The organism is Lentzea sp. NPDC092896, assembly GCF_044754905.1.
Classification (GTDB): domain Bacteria; phylum Actinomycetota; class Actinomycetes; order Mycobacteriales; family Pseudonocardiaceae; genus Lentzea.
This window is the reverse complement of sequence record NZ_JBIVPX010000009.1, coordinates 342,486-358,843: the sequence shown is the minus strand read 5'-3', so window position 1 is coordinate 358,843 and position 16,358 is coordinate 342,486. Positions and strand designations below refer to the sequence as shown.

19 protein-coding genes are annotated in these 16,358 nt (G+C 67.8%); 7 read left to right on the top strand and 12 right to left on the bottom strand.

Features of this window, described 5'->3' with window-relative positions:
* Positions 1-15: 15 nt before the first annotated feature.
* From ACIQF0_RS36565 to ACIQF0_RS36550, 4 genes are all read right to left on the bottom strand, one after another.
* Positions 16-1,521 carry an aldehyde dehydrogenase family protein gene (locus ACIQF0_RS36565; protein WP_401037450.1) on the bottom strand — a complete coding sequence of 502 codons (1,506 nt, stop codon included), beginning with the start codon at positions 1,519-1,521 and terminating at the stop codon, positions 16-18.
* A gap of 88 nt (positions 1,522-1,609) precedes the next feature.
* Positions 1,610-2,620 carry a hypothetical protein gene (locus tag ACIQF0_RS36560; RefSeq protein ID WP_401037447.1) on the bottom strand — a complete coding sequence of 337 codons (1,011 nt, stop codon included), beginning with the start codon at positions 2,618-2,620 and terminating at the stop codon, positions 1,610-1,612.
* Positions 2,621-2,847: 227 nt separating this feature from the next.
* Positions 2,848-3,084, bottom strand: coding sequence for a hypothetical protein (locus ACIQF0_RS36555; protein WP_401037444.1), 237 nt, complete (start codon positions 3,082-3,084; stop codon positions 2,848-2,850).
* Positions 3,085-3,095: 11 nt separating this feature from the next.
* The gene (locus ACIQF0_RS36550; protein WP_360047890.1) at positions 3,096-4,787 is read right to left on the bottom strand and encodes a sodium:solute symporter family protein; all 1,692 of its coding nucleotides are present in this window, start codon (positions 4,785-4,787) and stop codon (positions 3,096-3,098) included.
* 192 nt (positions 4,788-4,979) lie between these two features.
* Here ACIQF0_RS36550 and ACIQF0_RS36545 point away from each other — a divergent pair, with 192 nt between their 5' ends.
* Complete coding sequence (locus ACIQF0_RS36545; RefSeq protein ID WP_401037442.1) at positions 4,980-5,189, top strand: hypothetical protein; 210 nt, start codon at positions 4,980-4,982, stop codon at positions 5,187-5,189.
* On the opposite strand, the gene nucS is transcribed toward ACIQF0_RS36545, so the two are convergent.
* Entirely contained in the window at positions 5,190-5,849 is a 660-nt protein-coding gene (gene nucS, locus ACIQF0_RS36540) for an endonuclease NucS (protein ID WP_093592765.1), read from the bottom strand.
* Positions 5,850-5,903: 54 nt separating this feature from the next.
* Here nucS and ACIQF0_RS36535 point away from each other — a divergent pair, with 54 nt between their 5' ends.
* The gene (locus ACIQF0_RS36535) at positions 5,904-6,440 is read left to right on the top strand and encodes an NUDIX hydrolase (protein ID WP_360047820.1); all 537 of its coding nucleotides are present in this window, start codon (positions 5,904-5,906) and stop codon (positions 6,438-6,440) included.
* Here ACIQF0_RS36535 and ACIQF0_RS36530 read toward each other — a convergent pair.
* Positions 6,431-7,348: a helix-turn-helix domain-containing protein gene (locus ACIQF0_RS36530; protein WP_360047822.1), complete on the bottom strand. Its 918-nt coding sequence runs from the start codon at positions 7,346-7,348 to the stop codon at positions 6,431-6,433. The genes ACIQF0_RS36535 and ACIQF0_RS36530 overlap by 10 nt on opposite strands.
* A gap of 109 nt (positions 7,349-7,457) precedes the next feature.
* Here ACIQF0_RS36530 and ACIQF0_RS36525 point away from each other — a divergent pair, with 109 nt between their 5' ends.
* Both ACIQF0_RS36525 and ACIQF0_RS36520 read left to right on the top strand, forming a co-directional pair.
* Positions 7,458-8,036, top strand: coding sequence for a DJ-1/PfpI family protein (locus tag ACIQF0_RS36525; RefSeq protein WP_401037438.1), 579 nt, complete (start codon positions 7,458-7,460; stop codon positions 8,034-8,036).
* Positions 8,033-8,440 carry a hypothetical protein gene (locus tag ACIQF0_RS36520; protein WP_401037435.1) on the top strand — a complete coding sequence of 136 codons (408 nt, stop codon included), beginning with the start codon at positions 8,033-8,035 and terminating at the stop codon, positions 8,438-8,440. The genes ACIQF0_RS36525 and ACIQF0_RS36520 overlap by 4 nt, the downstream gene beginning before the upstream one ends.
* Here the strand turns inward: ACIQF0_RS36520 and ACIQF0_RS36515 are convergent.
* Positions 8,437-9,135: an SDR family oxidoreductase gene (locus ACIQF0_RS36515; protein WP_401037432.1), complete on the bottom strand. Its 699-nt coding sequence runs from the start codon at positions 9,133-9,135 to the stop codon at positions 8,437-8,439. The genes ACIQF0_RS36520 and ACIQF0_RS36515 overlap by 4 nt on opposite strands.
* A 102-nt stretch (positions 9,136-9,237) precedes the next feature.
* Here ACIQF0_RS36515 and ACIQF0_RS36510 point away from each other — a divergent pair, with 102 nt between their 5' ends.
* Entirely contained in the window at positions 9,238-10,092 is an 855-nt protein-coding gene (locus ACIQF0_RS36510; protein ID WP_401037429.1) for a helix-turn-helix transcriptional regulator, read from the top strand.
* On the opposite strand, the gene ACIQF0_RS36505 is transcribed toward ACIQF0_RS36510, so the two are convergent.
* Together ACIQF0_RS36505 and ACIQF0_RS36500 are read right to left on the bottom strand one after the other, a co-directional pair.
* A complete protein-coding gene (locus ACIQF0_RS36505) occupies positions 10,007-10,765 on the bottom strand; it encodes an enoyl-CoA hydratase-related protein (protein WP_360047830.1) in 759 nt (252 codons plus the stop codon). The genes ACIQF0_RS36510 and ACIQF0_RS36505 overlap by 86 nt on opposite strands.
* Before the next feature lie 17 nt (positions 10,766-10,782).
* Complete coding sequence (locus ACIQF0_RS36500; RefSeq protein ID WP_360047832.1) at positions 10,783-12,777, bottom strand: protein meaA; 1,995 nt, start codon at positions 12,775-12,777, stop codon at positions 10,783-10,785.
* Positions 12,778-12,880: 103 nt separating this feature from the next.
* On the opposite strand from ACIQF0_RS36500, the gene ACIQF0_RS36495 reads away from it, so the two are divergent.
* Positions 12,881-13,168 (top strand): hypothetical protein, encoded by a 288-nt coding sequence (locus tag ACIQF0_RS36495; protein ID WP_401037426.1) that lies wholly within the window; start codon positions 12,881-12,883, stop codon positions 13,166-13,168.
* Here the strand turns inward: ACIQF0_RS36495 and murA are convergent.
* On the bottom strand, positions 13,158-14,426 hold the full coding sequence (gene murA, locus ACIQF0_RS36490; RefSeq protein ID WP_330272875.1) for a UDP-N-acetylglucosamine 1-carboxyvinyltransferase: 1,269 nt from the start codon (positions 14,424-14,426) through the stop codon (positions 13,158-13,160). The two genes, ACIQF0_RS36495 and murA, sit on opposite strands and share 11 nt — an antisense overlap.
* A 35-nt stretch (positions 14,427-14,461) precedes the next feature.
* Here murA and ACIQF0_RS36485 point away from each other — a divergent pair, with 35 nt between their 5' ends.
* The gene (locus ACIQF0_RS36485) at positions 14,462-15,034 is read left to right on the top strand and encodes a cob(I)yrinic acid a,c-diamide adenosyltransferase (protein WP_360047834.1); all 573 of its coding nucleotides are present in this window, start codon (positions 14,462-14,464) and stop codon (positions 15,032-15,034) included.
* 475 nt (positions 15,035-15,509) lie between these two features.
* Here ACIQF0_RS36485 and ACIQF0_RS36480 read toward each other — a convergent pair whose 3' ends face one another.
* Positions 15,510-15,941: a DUF2550 domain-containing protein gene (locus ACIQF0_RS36480; protein ID WP_360047835.1), complete on the bottom strand. Its 432-nt coding sequence runs from the start codon at positions 15,939-15,941 to the stop codon at positions 15,510-15,512.
* A gap of 22 nt (positions 15,942-15,963) precedes the next feature.
* Positions 15,964-16,329: a F0F1 ATP synthase subunit epsilon gene (locus tag ACIQF0_RS36475; RefSeq protein WP_089921576.1), complete on the bottom strand. Its 366-nt coding sequence runs from the start codon at positions 16,327-16,329 to the stop codon at positions 15,964-15,966.
* Between the last annotated feature and the right edge of the window lie 29 nt (positions 16,330-16,358).

Genomic DNA, 16,358 nt, shown 5'->3' with positions numbered 1-16,358 from the left:
CGCCGCGGACGCTCTTCAGCGACCGAAGAGCGTCCGCGCGAGGCGCAGCATCTGCTTGCCCGCCATGGAGGACCTGTCGAACGTCGCCATGTTGATCAGCGACTTGAACTTCAGCTTCGTCACGGCCTTGGCGTAGGAGAACTCGCGCAGCCCGTCCTCGCCGTGGATGCGCCCGAAGCCGGAGTCGCCGACACCGCCGAACGGCAGCCCGGGAATCGCCGCGTAGGTCAGCACCGAGTTGATCGACACCATCCCGACCCGCAACTCCGACGCCAGTTCCTCGCCACGCGCCTTCGAGAACACGGCGGCACCCAGCCCGTACTTCGACTGGTTCGCCAGCCGCACACCCTCCAGCGCGTTCGGCACCCGGTTGATCACCACGGTCGGCCCGAAGGTCTCCTCGGTGACCGCCAGCGAGTCCTCCGGCACGTCCACCAGCACCACCGGCTCGACGTACGGGGGCCTGATCGAGTCCGGCCCGCCCACGAGCGCCTTGCCGCCGCGGTCCAGCGCGTCCTGCACGTGCTCGCGGATGATCTCCACCTGCGACGGCATCGTGATCGGCCCGAGGTTCGCGTTCGGCTCACCACCCGGCTTGAGCTTCTTCGCGCGCTTCACGACGATCTCGGTGAACTCGTCGGCGACGTCCTCGGCCACGTAGATCCGCTCCACGCCCGCGCACGTCTGGCCGGCGTTGGACACCGCACCCCAGATCGCGGCCTCGGCGGCGGCGGTCAGGTCGGCGTCCGAGTCGACGATCAACGCGTCCTTGCCACCGCACTCGACCAGCACCGGCGTCAGCGACGAGGCGGCCGCGGCCATGACCTTCTTGCCGGTACGGGTGGAACCGGTGAACGCGATCTTGTCCACGCCCGCGCCGACCAGCGCCGCGCCCGTCTCACCGAAGCCCGTGACCACCTGGAACACCGGGTACTCCGGCACCGCCTCGGTGAACGTCGACGCGAGGAACGTGCCAACGCCCGGCGTGAACTCCGACGGTTTGAACACGACGGCGTTGCCCGCGGACAAGGCGTAGGAGATCGAACCCATCGGCGTGTGCGCGGGGTAGTTCCACGGCCCGATGACGCCGATGACGCCCAACGGCCGGTACTCCAGCGTCGCGCCGTGGTTGAACATCAGCATGCCCGAGGACACCCGGCGCTTGCCCAGCACACGGCCGGCATGCCGCGAGGCCCAGTGCAGGTGGTCCATCACCAGCGCGACCTCGACGCGGGAGTCGTCGGCGGGTTTGCCCGTCTCCGAGCTGATCAACGCGATGAACTCGTCCGCGCGCTGAGAGAGGATCTTGCGCCAGGCGTCGAGCTTGGTCTTGCGCCCCTCGAACCCGAGGCCCGCCCACCACGCGGCGGCGTCGCGCGCCGACGACACCGCGTCCTCGACCTCGGCGGCCGTGTGGATCGGGTGATGCGCGACGACCTCGCCCGTGCGCGGGTCCAGTGATGCGAACCGCCGCTGCTCGCCATCGGCCGACAGCGCGCTGTTCGAAGCGGTCTGCGTCATAGGACTCCTCCGGTACTCGCCAGTAACCTCGACACTAACGCGTACTCGAAGAACTTTCAGCCCCCGCCTGGTCCCGTGGAGGGAGCCGTCAGGCCTGGGGCAGGGCAGGAAGAACCGCCTTGGCGAACGCCTGCGCCGCCTGGCAGCGATCCATTTCCTTCTCCTTCGAGGCCGCGACGATGAACTCCACGATCTCACCCGCGTCGCTCTGGTCCTTCGTCCGGACCACCACCAGCTCGCACGTCGGGAACGGACCGTCCTTGAACGCCTGGTAACCCTTCAGCCCGCCGCCGAGATCGGTCTCGACCGACCTGGTGTCGAACTTGCCGTCCTTCGGGATGCGCGCCGTCTTGAACTCGATCTGCATCTGCGCGCTCTGCCCCGTCCACGAGCACTGGTGCAGACCGAACGGCAGCGCACGCGGCGAGGCACCGAGCACGGGCGAGAGCGTCGCTTTGTCGACGATCGTGCACGGGTCGACCTCGACCGGCGAGCCCTTCGGCGGGCTGTACTTCTGCGGGTTGCCCTTGAGCTTGCGCACCACGCCTTCGAGCACCTTGCGTCCCGGCTCGCACGCCTCGCTGCCGTCACTGCTGGTGCCCACCTGGATCCGCACGGCCTGCGCCGGGTTCTCCTGCGTCAAGACCCAGATGAAGCACGACGTGCCGCTCAGCTTCTGCTCGCCGCTCTTGAGGCTCGCGATCTGCTTGGTCGCGTTCTTCACCTCGGTGGACGTCAGCGAGTACCCGATGTCCAGCGTGAAGTTGAGCGTCTTGCCGCCCTTGTCCTTCATGTAGTTGGAGCAGCGCGTGTACGAGCTGCTCGTGTACTTCGACGGCGTGCCGACCGTCTGCAGCACGTCCTTGTCGATCAACGCGCACGGGTTGATCAGCCGCAGCCGTTCCGCCGCGAATGCCGGGTCGACGGGCTTGCCCGCCTGCGCCGACGGCTTGGTCGACGGATCGGTCGTGTTCGCGTCCGCACCCGCCTGCACGGTCCGGCGCGGCGAGTTGGTCTTGGCAAGACCCGGCCCGGTCGCGCAGCCGGCCATCAGCAGCGCGGCGGCGGCGACCACAGCGGTGGCACGAAAACGAGGCACGACGTGCACGGTAGTGCCCTTTGCGTGCGTTCGTGGGCGGTACCCCGAGTTGTCCCGTGGCACATGTCACCCAGCGCTACGGGAACGATTCAGAAGATCGACGCGATGTACAGGGTGAAGACCCCGACAGAAGGAGAGACGTGCGAAACCGAATTCGCCGCGCATTCAACTGGCTCGACGCGTGGACGATCGAGGCCTTCAACCCTGTTTACCCTGGTCGTCCCCAGTCATAGCTCCTTGAGCGGCTGCTTGTCCGCTTCCGCGAACTGAGGCCGCAGCGTCGCCCACGCGGCGAACACCGCCGCCAGCACCGCCATGGCGATGCCCGCCCACAGGTTGATGTTGACCCCTTCGGCCTTCTTCAGGTCCTCGTCGGTCGTGAACGCGAGACCGATGACGACCAGTACAACGCCGTACAGGCCGAAGAGGAAAGCGATGATCAGTCGCAGGTCGAACAACCTCATGGCAGCCTCCCTCAGCCGAAGATGAAGTAGAGAGCAGTGGTCAGGACCAGCACTCCGCCGCCGAGCAGGGCCGGCGAGCGGTACCAGCCGGCGTCCTCACCGGTGGTGGAGTGCGCCCTGTCTTCCTTGGGCGTCAGGCTGTAGACCAGCCCACCGAGCTCGCTGTCCGGCTTCGGCCGCGTGACGAGACTGACCGCGAAGCTCACGACGATGTCGACCACGAACGCGAGACCCGCGCCGAGGAAGCTCGCGCCCTGGCCGGGCAGCTCCAGCAGCTCGATGCCGAACGAGGGCTCCGAGATCACGTAGATGAAGATCGCGGTGAACGTGCCCGCGAGCAGACCGACCCAACCGGCGGTCGGCGTCATCCGCTTCCAGAACATGCCGAGGATGAACGTCGCGAACAGCGGCGCGTTGAAGAACGAGAACAGCGCCTGGATGTAGTCCATGATGTTGGACCCGCCGAGCGCCGCGGCGATGAACGCCGTGCCGATCGCGAGCACGCACGCGCCGACCGTAGCCAACCGCCCGACGCGCAGGTAGTACTCGTCCGGCCGGTCCTTCTTGATGTAGTCCTGCCACAGGTCGTACGTGAAGACGGTGTTGAACGAGCTGACGTTCGCCGCCACACCGGCCATGAAGCTCGCCAGCAGACCCGTGATCGCGATGCCGAGGATGCCGTTGGGCAGCAGGTCGCGCATGAGCAGCGGCAAGACGTTGTTGTAGACCACGCCACTGCTCGTGTCGCCGGCCTTGAGCTGCGCCATCTCCGGCACGATGATCGCAGCGATGATGCCGGGGATGATGATGATCGCCGGGATGAGCGCCTTCGGGTACGCGCCGATGATCGGCGTGCGCTTGGCCGCGGACATCGACTTGGCGCTCATCGCGCGCTGCACCTCGGCGAAGTTCGTCGTCCAGTAACCGAACGACAGCACGAAGCCGAGACCGAACACCAACCCGACGACACTCCACACAGGGCTGTTGATGCCGGTGAGTTCCGTCGCGGGCCACGCGGACAGCTGCTCCTGGTCGCTGATCTTCTCGACGATGCCCTGCCAGCCACCGACCTTGATCAGACCGATGATCGTCAACGGCGCCAGCGCGGCCACGATGACGAAGAACTGCAGCACCTCGTTGTAAATGGCGGCGGACAGACCGCCGAGCGTCGTGTACGCGAGCACCACCAGCGCCGCGACGACGATGGACACCGGCAACGGCCACCCGAGCAGCGCGTCGATGATCACCGCGAGCGCGAACAGGTTGATGCCCGCGATCAGGATCTGCGCGACGGCGAAGCTGATGGCGTTGACCAGGTGAGCCGGCTTGCCGAACCGTCGGCGCATGAACTCGGGAACGCTGCGCACTTTCGAGCCGTAGTAGAACGGCATCATCACCAGACCGAGGAACACCATCGCGGGGATGGCGCCGATCCAGTAGTAGTGCACGGTCGCCATGCCGTACTGCGCGCCGTTCGCGGTCATGCCCATCAGCTCGAGCGCGCCGAGGTTCGCGGAGATGAACGCCAGCCCGGTCACCCACGCGGGCAACGACCGCCCCGACAGCAGGAAGTCCAGGCTGGAGGAGACGGATCGTCGTGCCATCACGCCGATGCCGAGAACCACTCCGAAGTAGATGACGAGCAACGCGTAGTCGATCGGTCCCGCGTCAAGCCGCAGGTCCGCCTCGGCCAGCACCGACATCGACACTGCCCACCTCCAAGACTTTCAACAAAGTCGAACATAACCGACCAGGAGAGGACAGTACTCCAGGTGAGCGAGTTCCTACCCCGTGTGGTTGATCACCAAACCACGAGCTGATCTGGGGCGCTCACTGAAGTCGGGGCGCGCGAAAACCCGCGTGCGGGCGGGAGCCCGTTCGCTGAGACTCACGTCGTGACCGAGTTCGAATCGCACGCCGACGCGCGCGACACCGCCGCACTCGCGTTGCTGGAGTCGTTGCCTGACGAAACGCTCGCGGAACTCATGGAACTGGTCGTCGCGGGCAGACCGATGTGGGCGGTCAGACTCGCGCACGAGACCTCAGGCCCGAATCACTCGCTCTCGGCGGCGATCCAGGCCGTCGGCATGTTCGACAGCGGCTGATCAGAAAAGCCGGAACTCGTCCGGCTCGATCCCGCGCAACGCGTCGTAGTCCAGCACCACGCACCGGATCCCGCGGTCCTCGGCCAGCACCCGCGCCTGCGGCTTGATCTGCTGCGCCGCGAACACCCCCTGCACAGGAGCCAGCAGCGGGTCGCGGTTGAGCAGCTCCAGGTACCGGGTGAGCTGCTCGACGCCGTCGATCTCGCCGCGCCGCTTGATCTCCACGGCGACCGACTTGCCCGCGGAGTCGCGGCACATCAGGTCGACCGGGCCGATCGGGGTCGGGAACTCGCGGCGCACCAGGGACCAGCCGTCGCCCAGGGTGGTGACGTGCTCGGCGAGCAGCTTCTGCAGGTCGGCTTCCACGCCGTCCTTCTGCAGGCCTGGCTCCGGGCCGAGCTCGTGCTTGGAGTCGTGCAGGACCTCTTCGAGGGTGATGATCAGCTTCTCCCCCGCCTTGTTCTGCACGGTCCAGATGTCCGGGTCCTCGATCAGCCAGCAGGGCGGGCTCATCCAGTTCAACGGCTTGTACGCGCGGTCGTCGGAGTGGATCGACACAGAGCCGTCAGCCTTGATCAGCAGCAGTCGCTGAGCCATGGGCAGATGGGCGGTGAGCCGGCCTACGTAGTCGACCTTGCAGCGAGCGATGACGAGACGCACCGCGACAGGCTACGGGGTGTGTCCAGAATGCCGACGTTAGGTACGGTCCGTGGCGTGGAAAGCCTCGGCACCCGTCAGGTGTACGTAAACCCGTGGATGACCGTTCGCGAGGACGAGATCCAGCGTGCGGACGGTTCGAGCGGTATCTACGGCGTGGTCGACAAGCCCGACTTCGCGTTGATCATCCCGCTCGACGGCGAGCGCGTGCGGCTCGTCGAGCAGTTCCGGTATCCGATCGGCCTGCGCCGCTGGGAGTTCCCCCAGGGCACCGCGCCGGACCGCGCCGACTCCAACCCGCTGCAGCTCGCTACTCGTGAGCTGCGCGAGGAGACCGGGTTGCGCGCCGGGAAGATGATCGAGCTGGGGTTGCTCGACGTCGCGCCGGGCATGTCGTCGCAGCGCGGGCGCGTTTTCCTCGCGACCCAGCTCACCGAGGGCTTCCACGAGCGGGAGCACGAGGAGCAGGACATGCGCTCGGCGTGGTTCCCGCGCGCCGACTTCGAGTCGATGATCGCGAAGGGCGAGATCACCGACGCCCAGTCGATCGCCGCGTACACGCTTCTCCTGCTGCACGAGCACTCTCAGCCCTGAAAAGCCGCCCGGTAGCTCTGCGGTGAGGTCCCGGCGATCCGCTTGAACCTGTCGCGGAACGCCGTGGCCGAGCCGAAGCCCACGCGGCTCGCGATCAGCTCCACCGGATCCCTGGTCGTCTCCAGCAGGTGCTGCGCCTGGCGAACTCTCGCGCGGTGCAGCCACTGGAGCGGCGTCGTGCCGGTCTGCTCGCGGAAGCGCCGGTTCAACGTCCGCGTGCTCATGCCCGCCTGCTTCGCCAGGTCCTCCAGCGTCAGTTCGAGCGACGCGTTGGCCTCCATCCACCGCAGCACGGGCTCCAGCTCCGCACCCTGAGGCGTCACGGGCGGCGTCACGATGAACTGCGCCTGCCCGCCTTCCCGTTCCAGGGGCATCACGGCGAACCGCGCCGCGTCGGCCGCCACCGCGGACCCGTGGTCGCGCCGGATCATGTGCAGGCACAGGTCCAGCCCCGCCGCGGCGCCCGCGGACGTGAGGAACTGCCCGTTGTCGACGTAGAGCACGTCCGGGTCGACCTCCAGCGCCGGAAACCGCTCTGCCAGTTCCTCGGCGCCCAGCCAGTGCGTGGTCACCCGCATCCCGTCGAGCAGGCCGGTCTCCGCGAACACGAACGCCCCGGTGCAGATCGACGCGATCCGCGCACCTCTTGCCGCCGCCTGCCGCAACGCGTCGATCAACGGCTTCGGCACGACCATGCGCGGATCGTGGCCAGGAAGGACGATCGTGTCCACTTCGGACAGCAACTCCAAGCCGTGCGGGACTTTGATCTCGAAACAGCCCGCGTCGACAGTCCTCTTCGGACCGCAGACCCGCACCCTGTACCGCCCGACCCAGTTGAACGCGTCGACCGGCGTCGCGAAGTCGAACGGGACCACGCTGTCCATCGCTACCACTGCCACCTCGTGCACGTCCACCACCGTAGCTGGCGAGAATCCGTTGGAACATGGCATTCCAGCCAGTTCTCGCCACGGCCTCCCGCTCCTACCGTTTTGATCACCGAAGCGAGGAGTGAACGAAGTGAAAGCTCAAGTGGTGTTGTTCGACGGCTTCGACCCGTTGGACGCGATCGGCCCGTACGAGACGCTGACCGCGGGCGGGGTCCGGACCGAACTGGTGACGGTCGAGGGTGCGCGCGAGGTCCCGGCCGGCCTCGGCCTGTTGTCCCTGAAGGCGACCGCCCGGCTCGACCCCGGCACCGACGTCATCGTCGTCCCCGGAGCGGCAGCACTCCAGGAGGAAGAGATCTTCGCCCTGCTCAGCGCGGGCGCCGCGACGCTCGGACCCGCGCTGAAGGACACGAAGGCGATCATCGCCACCGTGTGCGGAGGGTCGTTGCTGCTGGGCATCGCCGGCCTGATCAAGGGCCGCAACGCCACCACCAACCACCTCGGCCTGCACGCACTGGAGTCCATGGGCGTGAACGCCATTCGTGCGCGCATCGTCGACGACGGCGACCTGGTCACCGCCGCCGGCGTCAGTTCGGGCGTCGACCTCGGCATCCACCTGATCGACCGCGAACTCGGCGCCCAGCAGGCCCTGGAGGTCGAGGAGCTGTTCGCCCACGAACGCCGCGGCACCGCGTGGAGGGCCGCGTGAGCAAGCTCTTCCTCTCGCTGCACGTCCTCGCCGCCATCATCGCCATCGGCCCGGTCACCGTCGCCGCCAGCATGTTCCCGAAGGCGGTGACCACGGCCGGCAATCCCGAACTGCTGCACCGGATCTGCCGCGTCTACGCCCTGATCGGCATCTCGGTGCCGGTCTTCGGGTTCGCGACGGCCGGCGTGATGGGCGTGACCGGCCACCCCTGGGTGATCGTGTCGATCGCGCTCACCACCGCCGCCGCGTTCGTGCTGGCCCTGAAGATCCTTCCCGGCCAGGAGAAGGCGCTGAAGACCAAGGACATCAAGCACCTGGCCATGTACACGGGGATCTTCAACCTGCTGTGGGCCACTGTGACCGTGCTGATGATCCTCCGGCCGGGATCGACCACCGGCGCCTAACGCTGCGAAACCGGCCGCACGACGATCTCGTTGACGTCGACCTCCGCCGGCTGCGAGATCGCGTACGCGATGGCGTCACCGATGGCGGACGCCGGCAGCGCGAGCTTGCGGAAGTCCTCCATCAACGACGCCGCGAAGTCCTCGGTGATGGTGTCCGCCAGCTCGGACTCCGTGACACCGGGCGAGATCACGGTGACGCGCAGGTCGTCGCGCTCCTGACGCAGTCCCTCGGACAACGCCCACACCGCGTACTTCGTCGCGCAGTACACGGCGGCGGTCGGCATGACCATGTGCGCGCCGACCGAGGCGACGTTCACGACGTGCCCGCCGCCTGCGAACCGGGGCAGCACGGCGGCGATGCCGTTCAGCACGCCCTTGATGTTCACGTCCACCATGCGGTCCCACTCGTCGACCTTCAACGAGTCCATGAGGGACAACGGCATCACGCCGGCGTTGTTCACCAGCACGTCGACTCGCCCGTACCGCTCCACCGCGGCGTCCACAAAGGACTGAAACGACGCGCGGGACGTCACGTCCAGCGGTGCGTAGGCACCGCCGACCTCGTCCGCCAGCGCTGCCAGCCGGTCCTCCCGCCGTGCTCCGAGGAACACCTGATGTCCTGCCGCCGCCAGCACTCGGGCCGTGGCCTCGCCGATGCCGCTGGAAGCTCCACTGATCAACACGACTTTGCTCATGGCCACAACATTCGCGCCGGAAATCGGCCTCAACCAGGACACCTTCTGCCTAGGTGTGCCACACCCAGGCAGAGTGCGGGCCGAGCGAATAACCTCGGAGACGTGCTCGGCGAGTTCCTGAAAGCCCACCGCGCCCGCGTCAACCCGGAGGACGCGGGCCTCCCCTCGCACACCCAGCGCAAGGTCAAAGGCCTCAGACGCGAAGAGGTCGCCGTCCTGGCCGGCGTGAGCGCGGACTACTACGCGCGCCTGGAGCAGGGCCGCGAGACCAACCCGTCCGCACAGGTCCTCGACGCCCTGAGCCGCGCGCTCCGCCTCGACACGGACGCCCGCGCGCACCTGCACCGCCTGGCCGGGGTCGTCGCCGACGAAGGCCACGCCACGGACAAGGTCAGCCCGGAACTGCTGCAGCTCATGAGCGGCATGCACGACATGCCGGCGTTCGTGATGAACTCACTGCTGGACATCCTCGCGATGAACGCGCTGGCCGAAGCCCTGTACGAGCCGTTCACGCCTGCCGACAACGCGGCCAGGATGACGTTCCTCGACCCCGCCGCCGCGAGCTTCTACCCGCGCTGGAACTGGGTCGCGCAGAGCACCGTCGGGCATCTGCGGCACACCGCGGACCCGAAGTCCCCGCGCCTGCGGCGGATGGTCGCGGAACTGAACCAGAACCCGGTGTTCAAGGAACTGTGGGAACAGCACGAGGTGCGCGGGAAGACCCAGGACGCCAAGGAGTTCCTGCACCCGGCCGTCGGCCCGCTGCACCTGAGCTACCACTCGTTCGACGTGCGCGAGGCGCCCGGCCAGTTCCTGGTGGTCTACCAGGCGGAGCCGGGCCCGAACGCCGACGCGCTGCGGCTTCTCGCGACTAGTCGGGCCACACGGGCGGCCGCTTCTCCAGGAACGACGCCCGTCCCTCTTTGGCTGACGGGGACTGCGAGGTCTCGGCCATGACGGACAGCGCGATCTCGTACCCGTCGATCTCGGGCCGGTCGAGCTGCGCGTAGACGGTCCGCTTGCCGATGGCCTTCGACGCCCGGCTCCCCCGCGTGGCGCGTGCCAGCAGTTCGTCGGTGGCCGCGTCCAACTCCTCCGCCGGCACAGCGCGGTTGATCAGCCCCCACTCGACAGCCGTCGCCGCGTCGATCACGTCGCCGGTGAGCACGAGTTCCATCAACCGCTTGCGCCCGATCGACCGGGCCACCGGCACCGCGGGCGTGTGGCAGAACCACCCGGCCTTGCCGCCGGGCAACGAGAACCCGGCCGTGTCCGCCGCCACCGCGAGGTCGCACGAGGCCACCAGCTGACACCCGGCCGCCGTCGCCAGCCCCTGCACGCGCGCGATCACCACCTGCGGCGCGGACTGGATGGTCTTCATCAGCACGGTGCACAGCTCCAGCAGCAGCCGCACACCTTCCTCGTCCCGCGCGTGCACGTCCGCGAAGTCGTGCCCGGCGGAGAACACCGGCCCCTCGGCGGCCAGCACGATCCCGGCGGCGTCCGACGCGCGCACCTCGCGGAACGCGTCCAGCAGCTCCGTGAGGTGCTCGGCGGACAGCGCGTTGCGCTTGGCCGCGCGGTTCATCGTGATCCGGACGACGGACCCGTCCCGCGAAACGTCAACCATTCCGCGACACTAAGGCCCTACGAGAGAGAACGCACCTCTCGGATCACGGTGACGATCTCGTCCATGATCTCGGTCAGCTCGTAGTCCTTGGGCGTGAACACCCGCGCCACGCCACGATCGCGCAGCTTGGCGGCGTCGTCCGGCGGGATGATGCCGCCGACGATCACCGGGATGTCCCCGGCGCCGGCCGCGCGCAGGCCGTCGACCACCGCTGGCACCACTTCGAGGTGCGAGCCGGACAGGATCGAGAGGCCGACGACGTGCACGTCCTCCTGCACGGCCGCGGCGACGATCTGCGACGGCGTGAGGCGAATGCCCTGGTAGACGACCTCGAAGCCGACGTCGCGGGCGCGCACGGCGACCTGCTCGGCGCCGTTGGAGTGGCCGTCGAGGCCCGGCTTGCCGACGAGCATGCGCAGACGCTCGCCGATCTCCTCGCCGGTGGAACGCACCCGGTCACGCACGCGGGCGATCTCCGAGCCCGCCTCGCCGGACGCCGAGGCGCCGGAAACGCCTGTGGGGGCACGGTATTCGCCGAAAGTCTCACGCAATGCCTGCGACCATTCGCCCGTCGTGACTCCGGCGCGCGCACAGGCCAACGTCACCTCGACGAGGTTCCGGTCGGTCTTCGCGGCTTCGCGCAGAGCGTCCAAAGATGCTTCTACCGCAGCGTTGTCGCGGTTTGCCCGCCACTGCTGGATCGCCTCGACGGCGTGCAGTTCGACGATCGGGTCGATGGTCTCGATCGAGTTCGCGCCCTCGGCCTGCAGCGGCGACGGCTCGGTCGTGTCGAACTTGTTGACGCCGACCACGATGTCCTCGCCCGCCTCGACGCGGCGGCGGCGATCCGCCAGTGAGGACACCAGGTTCGACTTCATGTAGCCGGACTCGACGGCCGCGACGGCGCCGCCCATCGCCTGCACGCGGTCGATCTCCTCACGGGCACCGGCGAGGATCTCGTTCACCTTCGCCTCGATGACCGGCGAGCCGTCGAAGATGTCGTCGTACTCCAGCAGATCCGTCTCGTAGGCGAGCACCTGCTGCATGCGCAACGCCCACTGCTGGTCCCACGGGCGCGGCAGGCCGAGGGCCTCGTTCCACGCCGGGAGCTGGATCGCGCGCGCACGGGCGTTGCGGGACAACGAGACCGCGAGCATCTCCAGCACGATGCGCTGGACGTTGTTCTCGGGCTGGGCTTCGGTCAACCCCAGCGAGTTCACCTGCACTCCGTAGCGGAACCGGCGGTGCTTCGGGTTCTCGACGCCGTAGCGCTCCAGCGTGATCTCGTCCCACAGCTGGGCGAACGCGCGCATCTTGCACATCTCCTCGATGAACCGCACACCGGCGTTCACGAAGAAGGAGATGCGGGCGACGACCTCACCGAACTTCTCCTGCGGCACCTGACCGGAGTCGCGCACCGAGTCCAGGACGGCGATCGCCGTGCACATCGCGTACGCGACCTCCTGCGCCGGCGTCGCGCCGACCTCCTGGAGGTGGTAGCTGCAGATGTTGATCGGGTTCCACTTCGGCACGTTCGACACGGTCCACGCGACCATGTCGGTGATCAGCCGCAGCGACGGCCCCGGCGGGAACACGTACGTGCCGCGGGACAGGTACTCCTTGATGATGTCGTTCTGCGTGGTGCCGGCGAGCGCCGACGGGTCCGCGCCCTGCTCCTCGGCCACGGTGACGTACATGGCGAGCAGCCACATGGCCGTCGCGTTGATCGTCATCGACGTGTTGGCGCCGGCGAGCGGGATCTGGTCGAAGAGCTGCCGCATGTCGCCGATGTGGCTGATGGGCACGCCGACCTTGCCGACCTCGCCCTTCGCGAGCTCGTCGTCGGGGTCGTAGCCGGTCTGCGTCGGCAGGTCGAACGCCACGGAGAGTCCGGTCTGCCCCTTGGACAGGTTCCGGCGGTAGAGCGCGTTGGAAGCCGCGGCCGAGGAGTGGCCCGCGTACGTGCGCATCACCCAAGGGCGGTCGCGCTCCCGGTCAGCGGGGTACGGCACAGCAACCTCCCACATCGTCGTTCCCCGGAGCGTACTGGCCGGTAACCATTGCTGCGCGTGCGATTGCTCACTGAATCGTGACCACTGGGAGCATGATGAAGAGGTGACGGGCTTCTACCAGACTGCGGTCGTCTTCGGCGTTCTCGGCTTGCTGGCGCTGGTACTGAGGTACTTCGCGGGCAACGACAAGCGGCCCGTACCGGATCTGGACGGCACGGACTTCGGGTTGCTGAACGAGGTGGCGGTCGTGCCCACCGAAGAGGCGGCGATCGTCCTCGTGCAGAAGCTGAAGAGGAACGGGGTGCGTGCCACGCGCTCGCGAAACGCGCCTTACCGGGTGATGGTGTTCCCGGCGGACGTCGCGAACGCGCGGCTGGTGCTCAGGAGCTGACGCGTTCCACGTCGGCGCCGAGCTTGCGGAGGTTTTCCACGAACCCAGGGTAACCGCGCTCGATGTGGAAGATCTCGTAGACCTCGGTGGCCCCGTCCGCGCACAGACCGGCGAGAACGAGCCCCGCACCAGCGCGAATGTCCGATGCCCACACCGGGGCACTCGACAGCTTCTCGATGCCGCGGATCACGGCGTGGTGACCGTCCGTGCGCGCGTCGGCCCCGAGCCTGATCATCTCGTCGATGAACCGGAACCGGGACTCGAACAGGTTCTCGGTGATCATCGCGGTGCCCTCGGAGACCGTGGACAGCGCGATCGCGAACGGCTGGTTGTCCGTGGCGAAGCCGGGGTACGGCAGCGTCACGAAGTCGACGGCCTTGGGCCGCCCTTCCATGACGACGCGGAACCCCTCGTCCTCGCCACCCTCGTAGACGGTGACCTCGGCACCCGCCATGCGGAGCTTCTCCAGCACCAGGTCGAGGTGGTGCGGGTTCACGCCACGCACCCGCACGTCACCACGCGTCATGACGGCGGCGAACCCCCACGTGGCGCCGACGATCCGGTCGCCGATGACGCGGTGCTCGGTCGGCTTGAGCTCGGTCACGCCGTGAACGGTGAGCGTGGACGTGCCGGCGCCCTCGATCTTCGCGCCCATCTGCACGAGCATCAGGCAGAGGTCGACGATCTCGGGCTCGCGCGCGGCGTTGTCGATGACCGTCGTCCCGGTGGCCAGCACCGCCGCCATCAGGATGTTCTCGGTGGCACCCATGCTCGGGAAGTCGAGCCAGATCTGCGTGCCGTGCAGCCCCTCGGCCTCGGCGACGATGCAGCCGTGCTCGATCCAGGTCCGCGCACCGAGCTTCTCGAGACCGCTCTGGTGCATGTCCAACGGCCGGGACCCGATCGCGTCCCCACCGGGCAACGCCACGACCGCGCGCTTGCACCGCCCGACGAGCGGCCCCAGCACGCAGATCGACGCCCGCAGCTTGCCCATCGCCTCGGAATCGGCACGATGACTGAGCTCCTGCGGCGTCGTGATCCTCGCCACGTCACCTTCGAGCTCGACCTCGCACCCAAGACTGCGCAACGCGTCCGCCATCAGCGGCACGTCGAGGATGTCCGGGCAGTTGGTGATGGTCGTCGTACCCTCAGCCAGCAGGGCAGCGGCCATCAGCTTGAGCACGCTGTTCTTGGCGCCGACGACATCAACTTCGCCGACCAGCCTTGCGCCACCGTGTACCCGGAAATGCTCGCTCACGCGGCAATCCTACGTACGCCCATAGAGTGCCGGTCATGGCGGTACATCTCACCAAGATCTACACGCGGGTCGGCGACGACGGCACGACCGGCCTGGGCGACTTCTCCCGCGTCCCGAAGACCTCACCACGCATCGAGGCCTACGCGGACGTGGACGAAACGAACGCGTCCCTGGGCGTGGCCCTGGCCCTCGGCCAGCTGGCACCGGACGTCTTCGAAGTGGTGCGCAAAGTCCAGAACGACCTCTTCGACGTCGGAGCGGACCTCTGCACTCCAATCGTCCCCGACCCGAAGTACCCCCCACTCCGCGTGACCCAGGCCTACGTGGACCGCCTGGAGAGCTACTGCGACACGTTCAACGAACGCCTGGGCAAACTCGACTCGTTCATCCTGAACGGCGGCACCCCAGGAGCAGCCCTCCTGCACCAGGCACGCACGATCTCCCGCCGAGCAGAACGCCGAGCGTGGTCACTGATCGAGGCCGACCCGGAACACACGAACATCCTGACCGCCAAATACCTGAACCGGCTGTCGGACCTGCTGTTCATCCTGGCGCGGGTGGCGAACCCGGACGGCGACGTGCTCTGGCAGCCAGGCGAAAACGCCTGACAAACGCTGGAACGCGACGAACGCCCGCAACCCGACCCACGCGGCCCCCTTGCAACAACGCAACTGGCCCCGCGCGGTGCCAACAGGCAGCGGCCCCTCGCAAGGCAACCACGTACGAATCCTGGCGTGGCGATGCGAAGCGAGCCGTCTGAACCTTCAGGGCTGGGTAGCGGTGCACCCCGCTCATGGCGATTGGGGCTTGACCTTGAGGGGCTGGGTGCCACCCTGTCTGGGCTCGGCCGGGGCGCTCTTCACCCCGGTCTTTGAGGCCGACTACGCGCCCAGCTAGAGGCTCAAGGTCAAGCCCCAATCGCAACCCCGCACTTCGTCACTACCCGCGCAAGCACCCTCGCAAGGCGACCTCTCGCACGGAACGCGACCAACCCCGCTGGAACGCACGGCCCGCAAGCCGACCCGCACCCGCGCAAACAAAAAGGGCGCGTCCCCACAGGAACGCGCCCTCAGTCATGCCAAATCAAGAAGCCCAAGGAATGGACCGCCCAGGCGGCGCCGACTCAAGCCAGGACAAGAACCCGGTGAGCGCATCCGGCCCCATGGCGATCTCAACCTCACCAGATACCGACCGACACCTCAGCACAGTGGCCCCGACAGGCATGGCGTAAGCCTCAGGCCCAGTCGGCTCCCGCCGAGCGTCGATCTCCAGCCCATCACGAGTGATCAGCTGATTCGGCCCGGACCCGAGCGACAACACCCGGAACCAGGCGAACTTGTCGCCCCGGTAGTGCCCGACGCCCAAGTGCCAGCCACGCCCGCGATCATCGAACTGACTGCGCAGCGCGACGTGCACGCCACCCTCACGCAGCAGCCGGATGCGGCGCCAGGCGAAGTAGGCGATGACGATCGCCACCCCAAGAAGGATCAGGCCGGCAATCTCGGTGATCCCCACGGCTGCGGCCTCGTGCCCGGTCTCAGGCCGACTGTTCCACGGCCCGCACGCGCGCTGCCGCACGTGCGCGCTCTGCGTCGTCCGCGTCCTGCAGCGCTGTGCGCGCCGCGTCCACGTCGATCTCGCCCGCCAGTTCGGCGTCCTCGGCGAGAATCGATACGCCGGTGCCGGTCACGGACAGGAAGCCACCGTGCACGGCCGCGGTGACCAGGCCACCGTCGGTCGTGCGCACGCGCACCACGCCTCCCTCGACCAACTGGCCGAGCACGGGCTCGTGACCGGGCAGGATGCCGATCTCGCCCTCGGTGGTCTGCGCCGAAACAGAGGTGGCCTTACCGGACCACAAACGGCGTTCAACGGCGACCAGTTCAACGGTCATCTCGGCCACGCGTATCTCCCTCGTCGTCTGGAGTCGAA

Bases quoted from the DNA above. Each gene is read 5' to 3' on its own strand.
- ACIQF0_RS36550 (WP_360047890.1), bottom strand. From the start codon at position 4,787: ATGTCGGTGCTGGCCGAGGCGGACCTGCGGCTTGACGCGGGACCGATC.
- ACIQF0_RS36515 (WP_401037432.1), bottom strand. From the start codon at position 9,135: ATGAGCAAAGTCGTGTTGATCAGTGGAGCTTCCAGCGGCATCGGCGAG.
- ACIQF0_RS36555 (WP_401037444.1), bottom strand. From the start codon at position 3,084: ATGAGGTTGTTCGACCTGCGACTGATCATCGCTTTCCTCTTCGGCCTG.
- ACIQF0_RS36505 (WP_360047830.1), bottom strand. From the start codon at position 10,765: ATGGTTGACGTTTCGCGGGACGGGTCCGTCGTCCGGATCACGATGAAC.
- ACIQF0_RS36565 (WP_401037450.1), bottom strand. From the start codon at position 1,521: ATGACGCAGACCGCTTCGAACAGCGCGCTGTCGGCCGATGGCGAGCAG.
- ACIQF0_RS36485 (WP_360047834.1), top strand. From the start codon at position 14,462: ATGGCGGTACATCTCACCAAGATCTACACGCGGGTCGGCGACGACGGC.